Annotated in this window: 17 protein-coding genes; 14 read left to right on the top strand and 3 right to left on the bottom strand. The window is 62.5% G+C overall.

All coding sequences use genetic code 11. The annotated features are described in order from the left end of the window. Positions 1 to 11 precede the first annotated feature (11 nt). Entirely contained in the window at positions 12 to 626 is a 615-nt protein-coding gene (locus AC6CIG_RS18845; RefSeq protein WP_498323409.1) for a TetR/AcrR family transcriptional regulator, read from the top strand. A gap of 148 nt (positions 627 to 774) precedes the next feature. On the opposite strand, the gene AC6CIG_RS18850 is transcribed toward AC6CIG_RS18845, so the two are convergent. Then, the gene (locus tag AC6CIG_RS18850; RefSeq protein WP_498323411.1) at positions 775 to 1,476 is read right to left on the bottom strand and encodes a GntR family transcriptional regulator; all 702 of its coding nucleotides are present in this window, start codon (positions 1,474 to 1,476) and stop codon (positions 775 to 777) included. Between the two features lie 118 nt (positions 1,477 to 1,594). Here AC6CIG_RS18850 and AC6CIG_RS18855 point away from each other — a divergent pair, with 118 nt between their 5' ends. The 6 genes from AC6CIG_RS18855 to AC6CIG_RS18880 all read left to right on the top strand — a co-directional run bounded on the left by AC6CIG_RS18855 (position 1,595) and on the right by AC6CIG_RS18880 (position 6,845). Further along, entirely contained in the window at positions 1,595 to 3,109 is a 1,515-nt protein-coding gene (locus tag AC6CIG_RS18855) for an aldehyde dehydrogenase family protein (RefSeq protein ID WP_498323412.1), read from the top strand. A 119-nt stretch (positions 3,110 to 3,228) separates the two neighbouring features. Beyond that, on the top strand, positions 3,229 to 4,179 hold the full coding sequence (locus AC6CIG_RS18860) for a sugar ABC transporter substrate-binding protein (protein WP_102762095.1): 951 nt from the start codon (positions 3,229 to 3,231) through the stop codon (positions 4,177 to 4,179). A 69-nt stretch (positions 4,180 to 4,248) separates the two neighbouring features. Beyond that, positions 4,249 to 5,268, top strand: coding sequence for an ABC transporter permease (locus tag AC6CIG_RS18865; protein ID WP_498323414.1), 1,020 nt, complete (start codon positions 4,249 to 4,251; stop codon positions 5,266 to 5,268). Further along, entirely contained in the window at positions 5,268 to 6,005 is a 738-nt protein-coding gene (locus tag AC6CIG_RS18870) for an ATP-binding cassette domain-containing protein (protein WP_003525223.1), read from the top strand. The genes AC6CIG_RS18865 and AC6CIG_RS18870 overlap by 1 nt, the downstream gene beginning before the upstream one ends. Positions 6,006 to 6,261: 256 nt before the next feature. Further along, on the top strand, positions 6,262 to 6,438 hold the full coding sequence (locus AC6CIG_RS18875) for a hypothetical protein (protein ID WP_018096438.1): 177 nt from the start codon (positions 6,262 to 6,264) through the stop codon (positions 6,436 to 6,438). 140 nt (positions 6,439 to 6,578) lie between these two features. Then, positions 6,579 to 6,845 carry a hypothetical protein gene (locus tag AC6CIG_RS18880; RefSeq protein WP_026168753.1) on the top strand — a complete coding sequence of 89 codons (267 nt, stop codon included), beginning with the start codon at positions 6,579 to 6,581 and terminating at the stop codon, positions 6,843 to 6,845. 159 nt (positions 6,846 to 7,004) lie between these two features. Here the strand turns inward: AC6CIG_RS18880 and AC6CIG_RS18885 are convergent, their stop codons facing one another. After that, the gene (locus AC6CIG_RS18885) at positions 7,005 to 7,727 is read right to left on the bottom strand and encodes a response regulator (RefSeq protein WP_437408507.1); all 723 of its coding nucleotides are present in this window, start codon (positions 7,725 to 7,727) and stop codon (positions 7,005 to 7,007) included. Next, positions 7,724 to 8,971: a sensor histidine kinase gene (locus AC6CIG_RS18890; RefSeq protein ID WP_437408506.1), complete on the bottom strand. Its 1,248-nt coding sequence runs from the start codon at positions 8,969 to 8,971 to the stop codon at positions 7,724 to 7,726. Before AC6CIG_RS18890 ends, AC6CIG_RS18885 begins: the two co-directional genes overlap by 4 nt. A 273-nt stretch (positions 8,972 to 9,244) precedes the next feature. Between AC6CIG_RS18890 and AC6CIG_RS18895 the strand changes: the two genes are divergently transcribed. The 7 genes from AC6CIG_RS18895 to AC6CIG_RS18925 all read left to right on the top strand — a co-directional run bounded on the left by AC6CIG_RS18895 (position 9,245) and on the right by AC6CIG_RS18925 (position 15,624). Next, positions 9,245 to 10,261, top strand: a complete 1,017-nt coding sequence (locus AC6CIG_RS18895; protein ID WP_026168754.1) for an ABC transporter substrate-binding protein — start codon at positions 9,245 to 9,247, stop codon at positions 10,259 to 10,261. Between the two features lie 60 nt (positions 10,262 to 10,321). Beyond that, positions 10,322 to 11,782 carry a sugar ABC transporter ATP-binding protein gene (locus tag AC6CIG_RS18900; RefSeq protein WP_498323418.1) on the top strand — a complete coding sequence of 487 codons (1,461 nt, stop codon included), beginning with the start codon at positions 10,322 to 10,324 and terminating at the stop codon, positions 11,780 to 11,782. After that, positions 11,779 to 12,726 (top strand): ABC transporter permease, encoded by a 948-nt coding sequence (locus AC6CIG_RS18905; protein WP_498323419.1) that lies wholly within the window; start codon positions 11,779 to 11,781, stop codon positions 12,724 to 12,726. The genes AC6CIG_RS18900 and AC6CIG_RS18905 overlap by 4 nt, the downstream gene beginning before the upstream one ends. After that, positions 12,723 to 13,670, top strand: coding sequence for an ABC transporter permease (locus AC6CIG_RS18910; protein WP_018096450.1), 948 nt, complete (start codon positions 12,723 to 12,725; stop codon positions 13,668 to 13,670). The genes AC6CIG_RS18905 and AC6CIG_RS18910 overlap by 4 nt, the downstream gene beginning before the upstream one ends. A gap of 14 nt (positions 13,671 to 13,684) precedes the next feature. Next, positions 13,685 to 14,599: an SMP-30/gluconolactonase/LRE family protein gene (locus AC6CIG_RS18915; protein WP_498323421.1), complete on the top strand. Its 915-nt coding sequence runs from the start codon at positions 13,685 to 13,687 to the stop codon at positions 14,597 to 14,599. Positions 14,600 to 14,770: 171 nt separating this feature from the next. After that, on the top strand, positions 14,771 to 15,097 hold the full coding sequence (locus AC6CIG_RS18920; protein ID WP_498323423.1) for an ArsR/SmtB family transcription factor: 327 nt from the start codon (positions 14,771 to 14,773) through the stop codon (positions 15,095 to 15,097). Further along, the gene (locus AC6CIG_RS18925; RefSeq protein ID WP_498323424.1) at positions 15,094 to 15,624 is read left to right on the top strand and encodes an SRPBCC family protein; all 531 of its coding nucleotides are present in this window, start codon (positions 15,094 to 15,096) and stop codon (positions 15,622 to 15,624) included. Before AC6CIG_RS18920 ends, AC6CIG_RS18925 begins: the two co-directional genes overlap by 4 nt. Positions 15,625 to 15,662: the final 38 nt, after the last annotated feature.

A 15,662-nucleotide genomic window follows, 5' to 3' on the forward strand; every position in this document is an offset into this window, starting at 1 on the left:
GGTATATAGCGATGTCAAGCAGGCCGAAGAAAATGCAGCCTCCCGCCAAGCGTGTCCGTCTCAGTCGCGAGCAGCGACGGCGCCAGCTTCTCGACGTGGCATGGCAGCTTGTGCGCGAAGAAGGTTCGGATGCCCTGACGCTCCCAAGGCTTTCGCAAGGAGCTGCTGTCGCCAAGCCGGTGGTCTATGATCATTTCGGCACGCGCAATGGCCTGCTGATAGCGCTCTATCGGGATTTTGACGCCCGGCAGACGGAGATGATCGACGCCGCACTCGACGGGAGCGGCCCGACCCTCGAAGATCGAGCCAAGGTCATCGCAACCTCATACGTCGACTGTGTGCTCGCGCAGGGCCGGGAAATGCCCGACGTGCTCGCAGCCCTTGCGGGCTCCCCCGAGTTGGAGGCAGTAAAGCGAGACTATCAACTGGCTTTCATCGAGAAGTGCCGAAGGGCACTGGCGGCTTTCGTGGGGCGGCGAGGCATCGGACCGGCGGGGTTCTGGGCTATGCTCGGCGCTGCCAACGCCCTGTCGGAAGCTGCCTCTGCGGGGGAGATCACGGCGGCGCAGGCGCAGGAGGAGCTTTTCGCGACCATTGTCGCGATGATCGAAAGAAGTCGTTGTTGATCACCTGGGATATCAAGGCCCGGCCGGGAACGCGGGACCGCAGCGGCAACAGCACCGCGCGTCTTATCGGACGGGCAAAGGCCAATGTAGCGCTTTGATCTGCTGCATGTTTTTGTGGGCTACGATCAAAGGAAGACGCCGGAAACGGTCACTCGAACAGGTCTGGATTGTCCGCCTCGATCTGCGGCAGGTCGGCCAGGATACCGTTAAGATGGCTGCGCATGGCGGCCGCGGCCGCGTCGGCATCCCGCGCGTCGATGGCGGTGATGATCGCCTCGTGTTCGGCGATCAGCTTCTTCATCGAGTCCGGATGGCGCAGCTGCAGGTTGCAGACCCGATCCATGTGTGCCTTGATGTCGGAGATGGCGTTCCAGGCGAGGCCGCAGCCTGCACCCTCGGCGATTGCAATATGAAACTGCTCGTCCTCCCGGCGAAAAGCATTGTGGTCATTCGACTCATTGGCCGCCTTTTGCCGAGCGAGGATCGTGTCGATCTTGCGTCTCGTCCAGCTATCGAATGTCTCGCTGGCCCGACGCGCCACCGCGACTTCGATGGCCTCGCGCACGAAGCGGGATTCCATCATTTGTCTGGCTGAAATCCGCACGACGACGGTGCCCCTGTTGGGCCGGATATCCACCAGTTTGGATTTGCCGAGCGCGATGAGCGCCTCGCGCACGGGCTGACGCGACACGCCCATGCGTGTGGCGATTTCCTGTTCGGAGAGCCGCATTCCGGGGGCGAGCTCCAGCCGGATGATGGATTCGCGTAAGTCCCGCTCGACCTGGGCCGCGGCGGTTTCGCCGGTGTCGATCTTCAGGGAGTCGAGGTTCATGTCTTTCGCCGCCGTCATCCGTTGACATCCAATTTGAACCACCATACAGTACCATACAATTCAGGCGCAACAGAAATCCGGCAAACCGGATGAACAGGGAGGGGCTGGCACCGCGCGGGCCGGCCTGAGAACGCTATTGCTGTCCAATTTCATCGCACCCGATTCCAATGATCCCCGCCTGCGTATTAAATCCCGCTACCAGATGCTTGTCGATGGCAAGTCGGTCGATGCCGCTTCAGGCAGGACGATCGATCGGGTGAGCCCCGGCCACGCCGGCGTCACGGTCGGCATCTGGCCGGAAGCCTCGGCCGACGACGTGCGCAAGGCCGTCGCGGCCGCCCGGAAGGCTTTCGATAATGGCCCGTGGCCGCGCATGTCGGGCGCAGAGCGGTCGCGCCTGATGTTCAAGGTCGCCGATTTCATCCTCGAGAGACAGGAGGAGCTGGCGCTGATCGAGAGCCTCGAGGTCGGCAAGCCGATCGCGCAGGCGCGCGGCGAAATCGCTTTCTGCGCAGATCTCTGGTCCTATGCCGCCGGCCAGGCCCGAGCGCTGGAAGGACAGACCCACAACAATATCGGCGACGATCGTTTGGGCCTTGTCCTGCGCGAGCCGGTCGGGGTCGTCGGCATCATCACGCCTTGGAACTTTCCCTTCATCATCGCGTCGGAACGCGTTCCATGGGCGATCGGCAGCGGCTGCACGGTCGTGCTGAAGCCCTCCGAGTTCACTTCGGGCACGTCGATCCGTATGGCCGAGCTGGCGCGCGAAGCCGGCATTCCCGATGGCGTGTTCAACGTCGTCACCGGCTATGGCGATCCCGCCGGCCAGGTGCTGGCCGAAGACCCGAACGTCGACATGGTCGCCTTTACCGGCTCTGTCCGCGTCGGCACGAAGCTCGGCGAGATCGCGGCGCGCAGCGTCAAGCGCGTCGGGCTGGAGCTTGGCGGCAAGGGGCCGCAGATCGTCTTCGCCGATGCGGATCTCGACGCGGCGGCAGACGGCGTCGCCTATGGCGTCTACCACAATGCCGGCCAGTGCTGCATTTCCGGCAGTCGGCTTCTGGTGCAGGAGGGCATCCGCGATGCGCTGATGGAGCGCCTGCTCGACATCTCGCGCAAGGTGGCCTTCGGCGATCCGCTGAACGAACGCACCAGGATCGGCGCAATGATTTCGGAGGCGCATGCCGAAAAGGTGCATTCCTATGTGACGGCCGGCATCGCATCGGGCGCGGAACTGCTGCTCGGCGGCGAAAGGACCGGCAGGGAGGCCGGCCTTTACTACGCACCGACGGTCTTTGCCGGCGTCACGCCCGACATGTCGATCGCACGCGAGGAGATCTTTGGTCCCGTGCTTTCAACGCTGACCTTCAAGACCGCGGACGAAGCCGTAGCGCTGGCGAACGCCACCGAGTTCGGTCTTTCGGCCAGCGTCTGGTCGACCAATCTCGAAACCGCGCTGCAGAGCATCCGCCGCATCCGCGCCGGCCGATGCTGGATCAACAGCGTGATCGACGGCACGCCGGAGCTGCCGATCGGCGGCTACAAGAAGAGCGGCCTGGGCCGCGAACTCGGCCGCTATGGCTTTGACGAATATTCCCAGTTCAAGGGCGTCCACGTGACGCTCGGGCGCCCCGCGCCCTGGTTCACATAATCGGCCGCAGTCGGGGTCGGGAGGAGGAATATCTCGGCTGGCGTGATCTTTGGTCGGAGCCCGCCAGCCGAGACTTGGGTCTTGCGACCCGCAATGCACATCCAAAGGGAGGACACGCAATGAAACTGACCAGGCTCAGAACCGCGGCGCTGGCTGCGGGCCTTGCCACCTTGTTGACGTCGAGCGCGCTCGCCGCAGACGTCAAGGCAACGATGATCATCTATCTCGATCCGAGTGTGCAGTTCTTTAATCCGGTGGTGAAGGGAGCGCAAGACGCCGCCGCCCAATTCGGCGTCGATCTCGACGTGCAGTATGCGAACAACGATCCGGTGCGCCAGAACGACCTGATCGAAAGCGCGACGGCCAGCGGCGTCGATGGCATCGCCGTCGCGATCTCCAGTTCGGATGCTTTCGACGAGAGCATCTGCGCGGCAGTCAAGGCCGGTATCATCGTCATCGGCTTCAACAATGATGATCTCGACGGCGCCAAGGGCAACTGTCGCCAGGCCTATGTCGGCATGAACGAGCTTGCCTCCGGCTATGAGCTCGGCAACCGGATGATCAAGGAATTCGGCCTCAAGTCCGGCGACGTCGTCTTCAACCCGCGCGAAATTCCGGAAGCAAGCTTTGCGGTCGCCCGTGGCGGCGGCATCGAGAAGGCGATGACCGAAAACGGCATCAAGGTGGAGACGGTTCGAGCCGGTCTCGACCCCGCCGAAGCGCAGAACATCATTGCGCAATTCCTCATCGCCAACCCGAATGTGAAGGCGCTGTTCGGCACCGGCTCGGTCACCTCGACCGTCGGCGCGGGCGCCATCAAGGACGCCGGCGTAGACATTCCCTTCGGCGGTTTCGACCTTGCGGTCGAGATCGTAAATGCGGTGGAATCCGGCGCGATGTACGCGACCATGGACCAGCAGCCCTATCTGCAGGGCTACTACCCGATCGCCCAGATCGCGCTTGCCAAAAAATACGGGCTGACACCAACCGACATCGACACGGGCCAGGGCGCCTTCCTCGACAAGTCGCGCATCGGTTCGGTCAAGCCGCTGATCGGCAGCTACCGCTAACCGCGTTCCGAGGGAGCCTGCCGGCGCGGCCGGCCGGTTCCCCCTTCCCCAACGATCGGGTGCCAGACCGTGACTCCTGTCCTAGCCGAAAGTGCCGCGTCACGCTCGCGGACCCAGAGACAATCCATCCTCAAGCAGATCATGGGCATGCCGGCGGGAGCGATCTTTCTCGTCTTCATGACCCTGCAGATCGTCTGCATCGCCGGCGCGCTCCTCTATCCGGACGAGTTCCGCTACCTCTCGCCGCAGAACCTGACGATCCTGATGAAGGCGATCCCCGTGCTTGGATGCCTCGCGCTCGGAGCCGGCGTACTGATGATCGCCGGTGAATTCGACCTTTCCATCGGCTCAGTCTACACGTTCACGGCCGTGCTGATGGCCTCGCTCGTCAATGCGGGGCTGAGCGCCTTCGTCGCAGCACCTATCGGTATTCTGACTGGCCTGCTGATCGGTTCCCTCAATGGCCATATCACCCTGCGCTTTGGTCTGCCGTCCTTCATCGTCACACTCGGCGGGCTCCTCTTCTGGCGCGGTGCGGTGCTGCTCTACAACGGTGCCGTCCAGGTGCGTTTCGATCCGGAGCCGGTCTTCACCAGCCTCTTTTCCGGCACCCTGTTCGGCGTCAACGCCGCCTTCATCTGGATCGTCCTCTTCGTCATAGGCTTTCACCTGCTGCTACACCGCCACCGCTTCGGCAACCACGTTTTCGCGACCGGTGGCAATCGCGCTGCGGCCGAGGCGATCGGCATCAACACCAGCCGCGTCAAACTGATTGCCTTTGCGATTGCGGGCGGCATGGCTGCGGTGGCGGGCATTCTTGCCACGGCCCGCGTCGGCAGCGTGCAGCCTGGGCAGGGTGCGGGTCTGGAACTCCAGGCCATCGCCGCCTGCGTCATCGGCGGCCTGTCGCTGCGCGGAGGGCGCGGATCGATCATCGGAATCTTTCTCGGCGTGCTGCTCATCCACACGATTACCGATGTCCTGCTTCTCCTGCGGGCACCGGGCTTCTACCTCGACATGTTCATCGCCACGCTGATCGTGCTGGCTGCAATCTTCAACCATCTCATCGAGCGGCGAGGTCTTGCGTGATGTCGACCCCCAATCTTCTCGAACTGCACAACATTTCGAAGAGCTTCGGTGCGCTGACCGCGCTTCGCAATCTGAGCTTCCATATCGGCGAGGGGGAAGTCGTCGGCCTTTTGGGTGACAACGGCGCCGGGAAGTCGACGACCGTCAATCTCATCTCCGGCATCCACAAGCCGACGGACGGCTATCTCAGCGTCGACGGCAAGAAGACGACCTTTTCCTGCCGCTCGGATTCCGCCGATGCCGGCATCGAAACGATCTATCAGCACACCGCGCTGGTCGATTCGCTCTCGATTACCCGCAATATCTTCATGGGCCGTGAGCTGACCGACCGCTTCGGCTTTCTCAGGCAGCGCGAGATGCGCGACATCGCCATGGAAGTCTTGCAAAACGCCGTGCACATCTCCGGCATCGATTCTCCGGATACGCTCGTCGGCAACCTCTCCGGCGGGCAGAAACAGGCGGTCGCAATCGCCCGCGCCGTCTATTTCAAGAAGCGCGTGCTGCTCCTCGACGAGCCGACCTCGGCGCTCTCCGTACGCGAGACGGAAGCGTTGCTGAACCAGGTGCTGAAGCTCAAGGCGGAGAATGTCTCGAGCGTGCTGGTGACCCACAATCTCTACCACGCCTATCAGGTCTGCGACAGGTTCGTGATCATGAGCCATGGCACGAAGGTCTTCGACGTGCAGAAGGCCGATACGACGATCAGCCAGCTGACCGAATATGTCGTGCTCACCTGATGCCGATTGCTCGAAAGCAAGAGGCAGATGCCGTGAAGGTCCAACCGGGGTCAAATGCCATTCCCCTTTCCGTCCTGCCGGTTTGGGCGTAGGACCTTTGGCGCGTTGGTCTCGGACCAATGTCCCATCGTCGTAAGCGGACGACATGCTAGATTCCGCACTCGGTTTGGTGCCCTGCTAGACTGAGGTCCTGTGATTTCCACGGCCACCCCGTCTCGCGAGGCTATGCAACCACCCGTTGCCTGGGAATTGGGACATGGACGACCGCGATATGAAACACAATGACGAGGAAAACTCTGCTTCCGACCTCTTGGAAATTGCGGCACAGCTCGCTGCGCTGGCCGAGGACATCAGGACCTTGGCTGCAATGCCGATTGAGCAAAATTCAACATTGATCGAACCCGGCGATAGGCCTGAAGCAACCTCGGAATGACCGTCAACCCCGCCGAGTGGATGCGGCTTTGGTTGCTCTGCCCGCAATGATCGAGAAACCGCCGCCACGATGCACTCATGGAACCATTTTTCAGCAGCAGCCATTGCGCATTAACCTCGTTGATGGAACAGGGCGCAACAATGGACGTACAGAAGGCTGGAATGGCTCGGCTGCTGTTGGCGGTACCTGATGTGCGCGACAGTGCCTGGATGATTCACGACCTCACTTTCTTGAAGCTGTGCGAAGTTTATGAGCACGCCTGCCTGCGCCGCGACGTTCTGCGATGTGCGGCATCCAAAGACGACGCCGCCCTGCTCAAATCCGAAGAGGAATGCACAAGCCTCGAAGCGGCCGCCATCGCTTACATTCGCGAGCGCCAAAAGTTCTCCGGCCTCGGGCGCCACTGAGGCAGCAGCATCACAATCATCTAGAAGGCCGCGCTGCGAAAGATCGCCAGTCAGCAGGCTCTGAATTGTGATTTGACTCCAGGGAGACAAAATCACGGGATGTCGGATGCCGATCTCAACTGCTGCGATCGTCGAAGCTTCCGCATTGCCTGTGGAGTCCTATTTTCCGTCCAACCACTCCTGCAGTTCCGTTTCCGCCCGCTCCAGCGCGCTGTAGTTCAGGAGTTTTCGCAGGAAGGCGATCGTGATGGCGCGGGCACGCAGGTTGAAGCGGCCGTCGTCATTGTCGTCGCTGGCGGCCTGGTAGACGTCGAGCTTGTCGTAAAGCTGCTGCAGACGGTTCTGTACGCTGCGCAGCGACAGGCCGCGGCGCCTGGCAATGGCCCTGTCGGTAAGGCCGAGTGCGATATCGACGAGGATCTCGTATTCGGAATCGGTGAAGCCATTCGTCTGGCCGAGGCTTTTCTGCTGAAGACCCCGCACCTCCCGGTCGATGACGCATTGGCTCTCGACGAAGATCGAGCGCAGTGCAAGCTTCAGCCGTTCGTCGGACGCGGATTTCAGGACGTAGCCATAGGCAGCTCCATCCGGAACGATGCGCGAGACACCGCGTACATACGCCTCGTCCGAATAGTTCGACCAGAAAAGGATGCGGGTCTCCGGCCGCTCCTTCCAGATCGTGCGCGCCGCCTCGATGCCGTTGCGGCTCGCCATCTGCAGATCCATAACGATATGCGCCGACTTATGATCGCGAGCGAGCTTCTCGCCGACAGTTCCATTTTCCGCCTCGATCACGGTATCGCATTCCGGCAGGGCTGCATTGACCGCCTCATGCAGGTAGGAGCGATGCAGCGGGTCGTCCTCGACGATCAGAACCTTCATTCCGCCCTCTCCTCGATTGAGCCCGCGTCGTGCGGCGTGAGCGGCAGCACCACGCGGACCACGGTGCCGCGATTATTGTGGCCCGGACCGATCGTGAAACGCGCGGAAATCAGTCGCGCCCGGGTCTTCATGTTGTCGATTCCCTCGCCGATCCGTCCCCGCGTTTTGGCAAGTCCGGTTCCATCGTCCACAATCTCGATCGACAACCGGTCGTCGTCGGCGTCGAGCCGCACCTTGACGGCAAGCGGAGCGGCGTGGCGCACCGCATTGTTGATCGCCTCCTGAGCGATGCGGAACAGCGCGACGACGACGGTCGGCTCCAGCCGTTCCAGCGCACCATTCGTCTCGTCGGCAAGGCCCCATTCGATGATGGAGCCCGCGTCCCGAGTCGAGCGATCCAGGTGGTGCTCGATCGCCTGGCTAAGTCCGAAGAGCTGCAGAACGGAGGGCTTTGCCTGCTCGATGATCTGCCGCAGGTCCTGCATGCAATGCTGCAGGGAGCGGGAGACGGGCTCCAGCGCCTCCGGCGCCACCTCGCCGTTGCGCGACAGCCGATCGATCCTGCGGGCGAGACGCGTCAGGTCGGCGAGCGTCTGGTCGTGCAGGTCCATGCCGATGCGCTGGCGCTCCTGCTCCAATGCTTCGGTGAGTTTCAAAGCACCCAGCCGCAGGCCCTCCTCGCGAGCGCGGGCTTCCGCTTCCACGATCGCCGACCGTTGCGCTTGCTCGGCCGCCCGCAACGCGAAGAAATAGGGTGTAAGCAGGTCTGCGATAATGCGGGCCCGCTCAACGTCCTCCATCGTGTAGACACCCGCTTCCTGCGAGGAACATGAAAGCGCCGCGATGATCGCGCCCTGCACCTTCATCGGTACATGCAGGCGGCTCCTCAGCGACTGTTCGACGATCGGCCGCTTGAACGCGCCTTCGAAATGGAAGCGCGGGTCGATCATTGCGTCGTCGGCCAGCAGGAAGTCCACGTCGCCCCATAGAAGGGAGCGGATCGGACTGTTGACGACAGGTGCGCCGGCAAGGTCGCCCCAGGCGGTCTCGATGCCCGTCTCATAGGCGGTGTGATAGTTGCCGTCCTCGAGGAGCACGCAGACATCGAGATGGTCGTGCGGGATGATGTGCGCGACCTCCGCCGCGACCGAGCGAATGGCCGAGCGAAAGTCGAGCTGGCCCGCAAGCAACCGGGAAATTCCGAGATAATGATCGAACATGGCTGCGGGTGCAGAATGCAGCATGGTGGTTTCCTCCAGAAGCGGCAGGCTCCTCAACCCGCCGCAGTCGCTTCGCCAGTAAGCGCCCGCGGGAGCGCCGCCGTCTTGCGTAAACCCGCAGCTTGTTCCGCAAAACCCGCAAACATCTTGCCGCCTTGCGCCTGTACAGGCCCGTCGATCTCCCGCATCCTGCCCTTACTGAGAGGAGGAAGCTCAGTGCAAGAACAATCTCACTCGACCCCGATTGGCCGGGCGAGTGAAGCGATCGCCTGCCAGGCGATCATGAGGGAGAGAGACATGACCATCCGTAAGATGCTTCTGGCATCCGCCGCGATCGCTTGCGCCGCGATGCCCGCTTCCGCATTTGCCGAGACCTCGGCCAAAAAGATCGCCCTTTCGAACAATTATGCCGGCAATTCGTGGCGTCAGGCCATGCTGACGAGCTGGGAAAAGGTGACGGGGGAAGCCGTAAAGGCCGGCGTCGTCGCTTCGGCCGACGCCTTCACCACTGCCGAGAACCAGGCAACGGAACAGGCCGCGCAAATCCAGAACATGATCCTGCAGGGCTACGACGCGATTGTGCTGAACGCCGCCTCACCGACGGCGCTGAACGGCGCGGTCAAGGAGGCCTGCGATGCCGGCATTACCGTCGTCTCCTTCGACGGCATCGTGACGGAACCCTGCGCCTGGCGCATCGCCGTCGATTTCAAGGAAATGGGCCGCAGTCAGGTCGAGTATCTTTCGAACAAACTTCCGGACGGCGGCAATCTGCTCGAGATCCGCGGCCTTGCCGGCGTATTCGTCGACGACGAGATCTCCGCCGGCATCCATGAGGGCGTCAAGCAGTTCCCGCAGTTCAAGATCGCCGGCTCCGTGCACGGAGATTGGGCGCAGGACGTCGCGCAGAAAGCCGTTGCCGGCATCCTGCCGAGCTTGCCTGAAATTGCCGGCGTGGTGACGCAGGGCGGAGATGGTTACGGTGCCGCGCAGGCGATCGCCGCGACCGACCGGAAGATGCCGATCATCGTGATGGGCAATCGCGAGGATGAACTGAAGTGGTGGAAGGAGCAGAAGGATGCGAACGGCTATGAAACCATGTCGGTCTCGATCGCGCCTGGCGTCTCCACCCTCGCCTTCTGGGTCGCCCAGCAGATCCTCGACGGCAAGGAGGTCAAGAAGGACCTCGTCGTTCCCTTCCTGCGCATAGATCAGGACAATCTCGAAGCGAACCTCGCCAATACCCAGGCCGGTGGCGTCGCCAATGTGGAGTACACGCAGGAAGACGCGATCAAGGTCATCGAGTCGGCAAAGTAGATCTCCCGGTGGCTGCCGCGTGGCCGTAGATGACCGCGCGGCAGTCTTGTTGAGCAGATGATGGCAAGCAGTATGGACGACGTAGCGAAGGCGATCATTGCGGTCGACGGCGCCAAAGTAAGCTTCGGCGCAGTCAAGGCGCTCGACGGCGTCACGCTTCGTGTCATGCCCGGCGAATGCGTTGGGCTCGTCGGACATAACGGGGCCGGCAAGTCCACGATCGTCAGCGTGATCAATGGCGGCCTTACGCCACACCAGGGAACCGTCACGAGTGACGGCGAGCGGCAGGAACGCTACGGCATCAATGCCGCCCGCGACCGGGGCGTGCGTTGCGTCTTTCAGGAGCTGTCCCTCTGCCCCAACCTCTCCATCGTCGAGAACACCCGTCTTGTACATCGCGCTCTCGGCGGTTTCGGCTGGCGTTCGCGGGCTGCGAAGATCATCGAGAAGAGCCTCGACGCCGTCTTTCCCGGCCATGGCATCGACAGCGGCCGGACCGTGGGAGATCTTTCGATCGCCGAACGGCAGATGGTCGAAATCGCTCTGGCCTTTTCCGATGCCGGCACCCCCGCGCGGCTGGTGATCCTGGACGAACCGACATCGTCGCTCGATGCAAGCCTCGCCCGTCAGATGCTCGACCATGTCCGCCGCTTCATCGCCGGGGGTGGATCCGTCATCTTCATCTCGCATATCCTGCACGAGATCCTCGAAACCGCCGACCGTATCGTGGTCATGAAGGACGGCCGCGTCGTCGCCGAACGCCCGGCGCACCGCTTCGACCATCACGGCCTCGTGGAGGCAATGGGGAGCGTCACGAAGGCGGAAACCCGACGGCGTCCGGTGCGCGACCAATCCGCGGCGCCGGTCGTTCTGTCCCATCCGGCAGCGGGTATTCCCTTCACGGCGCGCGCTGGCGAGATCATCGGCCTCGCTGGCCTGGCTGGCCACGGGCAGACCGAGCTCCTCCTCGCGCTGCATGCCGCCCGGTCCGGCAACTGGCTGCCGCAGCGTAATCCGCTCGTCACCTTCGTCGCCGGCGACCGCCGCCTGAATGGGGTTTTCGAACTGTGGAGCATCCTGCGAAACTTCTCCATCGCCTCACTCGCCGACATGTCCCGCCGCGGCCTCGTCCTCGAAGCCGGCGAAAAGACGAGGGGAACGGCCTGGAAAGAACGCATCGAAATCCGTACGCCCGATTTGGACAAACTCATCCTCTCGCTTTCCGGCGGCAACCAGCAGAAGGTGCTCTTCGCCCGCGCACTCGCCACGCGAGCATCGATTGTCCTGATGGACGATCCGATGCGCGGCGTGGACGTCGGTACCAAGCAGGAAGTCTACGCCATCATCCGCGAGGAGGCGGCGCGCGGCCGCACCTTCATCTGGTATTCGACGGAAATGGACGAGGTTTGCCTCTGCGACCGGGTCTATGTGTTTCGCGAGGGCCGCATCACGGCCGAACTCGGCGGCGATGCCGTCAACGAGACGAATATTATCTCCGCCTCCTTCGAGGGAGCCGCATGACGTTTCGCCTGTCCTCCGAGGCCATTCGCCTTGTCATTCCCGCTCTATCGCTGTCGCTGCTGCTGGCTGCTGTGTTCTGGCTTCAACCGCGCGCCATGAGCTATATCGGCCTAAACCTGCTGTTCAACCTGGCCGTGCCGATCGCGCTCGCGACGATCGCGCAGATGCTCGTGATGGCGGTGAACGATCTCGATCTCTCGATGGGCGCCTTCGTCAGCTTCGTCGCCTGCGTGACCGCGACTTTCCTGCGGGACGCGCCGGCAATAGGCATCCTGATCCTCGCCGGCGCGGTCGCAGCCTATGCGGCGATCGGCGTCGTCATCCATTTGCGAAACCTGCCGTCCATCGTCGTCACCCTCGGCATGAGCTTCGTCTGGGGCGGACTTGCGGTGCTGTTGCTGCCGGCACCGGGGGGGCAGGCGCCCGACTGGGTGCGGTGGCTGATGACCGTCAAGCCGCCCCTGGCCCCGATGGCGATCGTCGCCAGCATCATCATCGCCGTCATTGCGCATTTCATCGTCAAGCGGTCCTCGCTCGGCGTTCTGATCCGTGGCGTCGGCGGCAACCAGTGCTCGGTGGAGCGCGCCGGCTGGTCGATCGTCGCGGCGCGCGCGACCGCCTATGCCCTCGCTGGCCTCTTTGCGGTGCTGGCAGGCATCGCCCTCGTCGGCTTGACCACCTCGGCCGATGCCAACATCGCGCTGCGCTACACGCTGCTGTCGATCGCCGGCGTCATTCTCGGGGGCGGCGAATTCATCGGCGGCCGCGTCTCTCCCGTCGGCGCCGTCATCGGGGCGCTGACGCTGACGCTTGCCGGCTCGTTCCTCTCCTTCCTACGCATCTCCCCGGACTGGCAGATTGGCGCCCAGGGCGCGATTCTGATCATCGTTCTCGCGCTCCGCGTGATGCTGAACCGCTTCGAGAAGCGGGAGAAACGCCGATGAACGCGCTCGTCCGCCAGTTCGGCAAACCCTGGGTCTGGTCGTGGCTTGCTGCCTTCGTCGTCTGGTTCCTGACGATCATGGTGACGGGCGGCGCCGGCACGCTCGGACTGTCGCAGGCAGCGCTCACCTTTGCGGCCTTCTCGGTGATCGTCGGCATCGGGCAGATGTTCGTCATCACCCTCGGCCCTGGAAACATCGATCTCTCGGTTCCCGCCACCATGACGCTCGCCGGCACGGTGGCACTGAAGTTGATGAATGTCGAAAACGGCATGATCCTGCCCGGCCTTCTCCTCGCCGTCTTCATTGGTCTTGGCGTCGGTCTTTGCAACTACACGCTTATCAAGGCGCTGCGCATCCCGCCGATTATCGCAACGCTCTCCATGAGCTTCATCGTCCAGTCCGGCGCGATCTGGACGAACCGCGGTCTTCGTATCAAGCCCCCGAGCGTGCTTGCGGAATTCACCACCACGAGTACGCTCGGCGTGCCGAACGTGGCAATCGTCGCTTTCCTGATCTCCGTCCTCGCCTGGATCCTGCTTGAGAAGACGATCTACGGCCGTTGGATCTCGGCGATCGGACAGAGCATGCCGGCCGCCCGCATGGCAGGCATACCGGTGGACGGAACGCGCTTCGTCACCTACCTGTTCTGCGCCGTGCTCGCTTCGATCAGCGGCTATCTGCTCGCCTGCTTCTCCGGCGGCGCGGCGCTCAACATGGGCGCGGAGTATCTTCTGATGTCGATTGCCGTCGTCGTGATCGGCGGCACAGCGGTCGCCGGCGGCGATTCCAACGTGCCCGGCATATGGGGCGCGTCGCTCTTCATGTTCCTCGTGGTCTCCATGCTCAACACCTATGGGCTCGGCGCAGGCATTCGCCTCATCATGACCGGCCTCATCATCATCAGCGTCATCATGCTCGCCGGCGGTCGCCGGGGCATGCGATAAATGGAAAGACTGCCATGACCGAGGCCTCCATCTACGAAATCCACGACCCGCGCTTCCGTCAGATGATCGTGACCAGTGCCGGTCTCGACGAGCTCTATTCCGGCTGCCGCTGGGCGGAAGGTCCCGTCTGGTTCAACGATGCGAACCAACTCCTGTGGAGCGACATTCCCAATCAGCGCATTCTGCGATGGACGCCGGAGGGCGGCGTTTCCGTCTATCGTGAGCCGTCCAATTTTACCAACGGCCATACACGCGACAGGCAGGGACGGCTCATCTCCTGCGAGCACGGCACGCGCCGCGTCACGCGCACCGAGGTGGACGGCTCGATTACCGTGCTCGCCGATCGTTTCGAAGGCAGGCGGCTCAATTCACCGAACGATGTGGTGGTGAAGTCGGACGGCACGATCTGGTTCACCGATCCCACCTACGGCATCATGTCCGACTACGAAGGCTATCGCGCAGACCCGGAGCAGCCGACGCGCAACGTCTACCGGCTCGATCCGGAGACCGGCGAGCTTTCCGCAGTCGTGACGGACTTCATCCAGCCGAACGGCCTCGCCTTCTCGCCCGACGAAAAGACCCTCTACGTGGCGGATTCATCGGCAAGTCACGATGACCGCCTCCCTCGGCACATACGCGCCTTCGACGTGACCAACGGCGGACGGCTCGCGAACGGACGCGTCTTCTGTGCCATCGACAAAGGAATCCCGGACGGCATCCGGACGGACGCGAACGGAAACGTATGGTCGAGCGCCGGAGATGGAGTGCACTGTTTCGATCCTGCCGGCAAGCTGATCGGCAAGATCCTGGTTCCGCAGACGGTCGCCAATCTCACATTCGGCGGTCCAAGGCGCAACCGCCTGTTCATTGCGGCAACCCGCTCGCTTTATTCCCTTTACGTCGCCGTGACGGGGTCCCAGGTGCCTTAGAACGATACCCGGTAACGGTTTTCCTCGAGATTATCGGCCGACTATCGGTGCCGCCTGCGGCAGACCGTCGAACGGTCTTTCATGTCGAAGCAACTGTTTTCCGCGAAGATACGAATCTGTGATACTCAACCAATCGGTTGACATTATTCCATTTCAGCAATACTAAACCATATGGTTGACGAAAAGCTGACTCTGACGTTCGCTGCCCTTGCGGATCCCACACGGAGGGGAATGCTTGCCGCTTTGGCATCTGGTGAGAAGCCTATCAGCGAACTCGCCCGGCCCTACCAGATGACGCTCGCCGGCGCCGCAAAACATGTCGCGATCTTGACGCGGGCCGGCCTCATCGAACGGCGCAAGGTTGGTCGCCAGAATATGTGCCGACTAAACGCCGGAAATCTGAAAGAGGCGAACGACTGGCTCGCCCAGTGGGAGCGGTTCTGGAACGTTCGCTTGGACGCGCTTGAACAGGCCCTGAAGGAGGAGAAGAATCAATGACTGCAGACAAGATCTCGCCCGACATGCTTCGCTTTGAACGAGTCCTGGCGGCACCTGCTGCTACCGTTTGGCAGTACCTCGTTGATCCAGACCTGCGCGCGCGCTGGTTCATGTCGGGTCCAACGGACCTGCAGGTTGGCGGCGCCTTCGGGCTGACGATGGATCACGACCATCTCTCGGACGAGGTCGTTCCTACGCCGGACCGGTACAAGCCATATGTCGGCCATCGTTGGCAGGAGCGCATTATTCGCTATGAACCACCTCGTCTCCTGGCCTTCACATGGGAGGACGGCAAGGCGGGGGAAGTCACGTTCGAGCTGACCGAGATAGACAGCGGAACAACGCGCCTAGTCCTGACCCACACCGGCCTTCGTGGCTCTGAGGACGCGCTCGACTTCGGTGGCGGCTGGCACGCGCATCTTGCAGTTCTTGAGAAACGGCTCGCTGGAATAAGCATCCCTGATTTTTGGGCCCTTCACGCCGAAGCTCAGCGTGAAATGGAAAGGGCGCTCGGTTCTGAGGCGTGACGACTTCCGGCTCTCGCTGAATACCACCGAAAGGAACC

It is taken from the genome of Sinorhizobium sp. GQ132, from assembly GCF_059758575.1.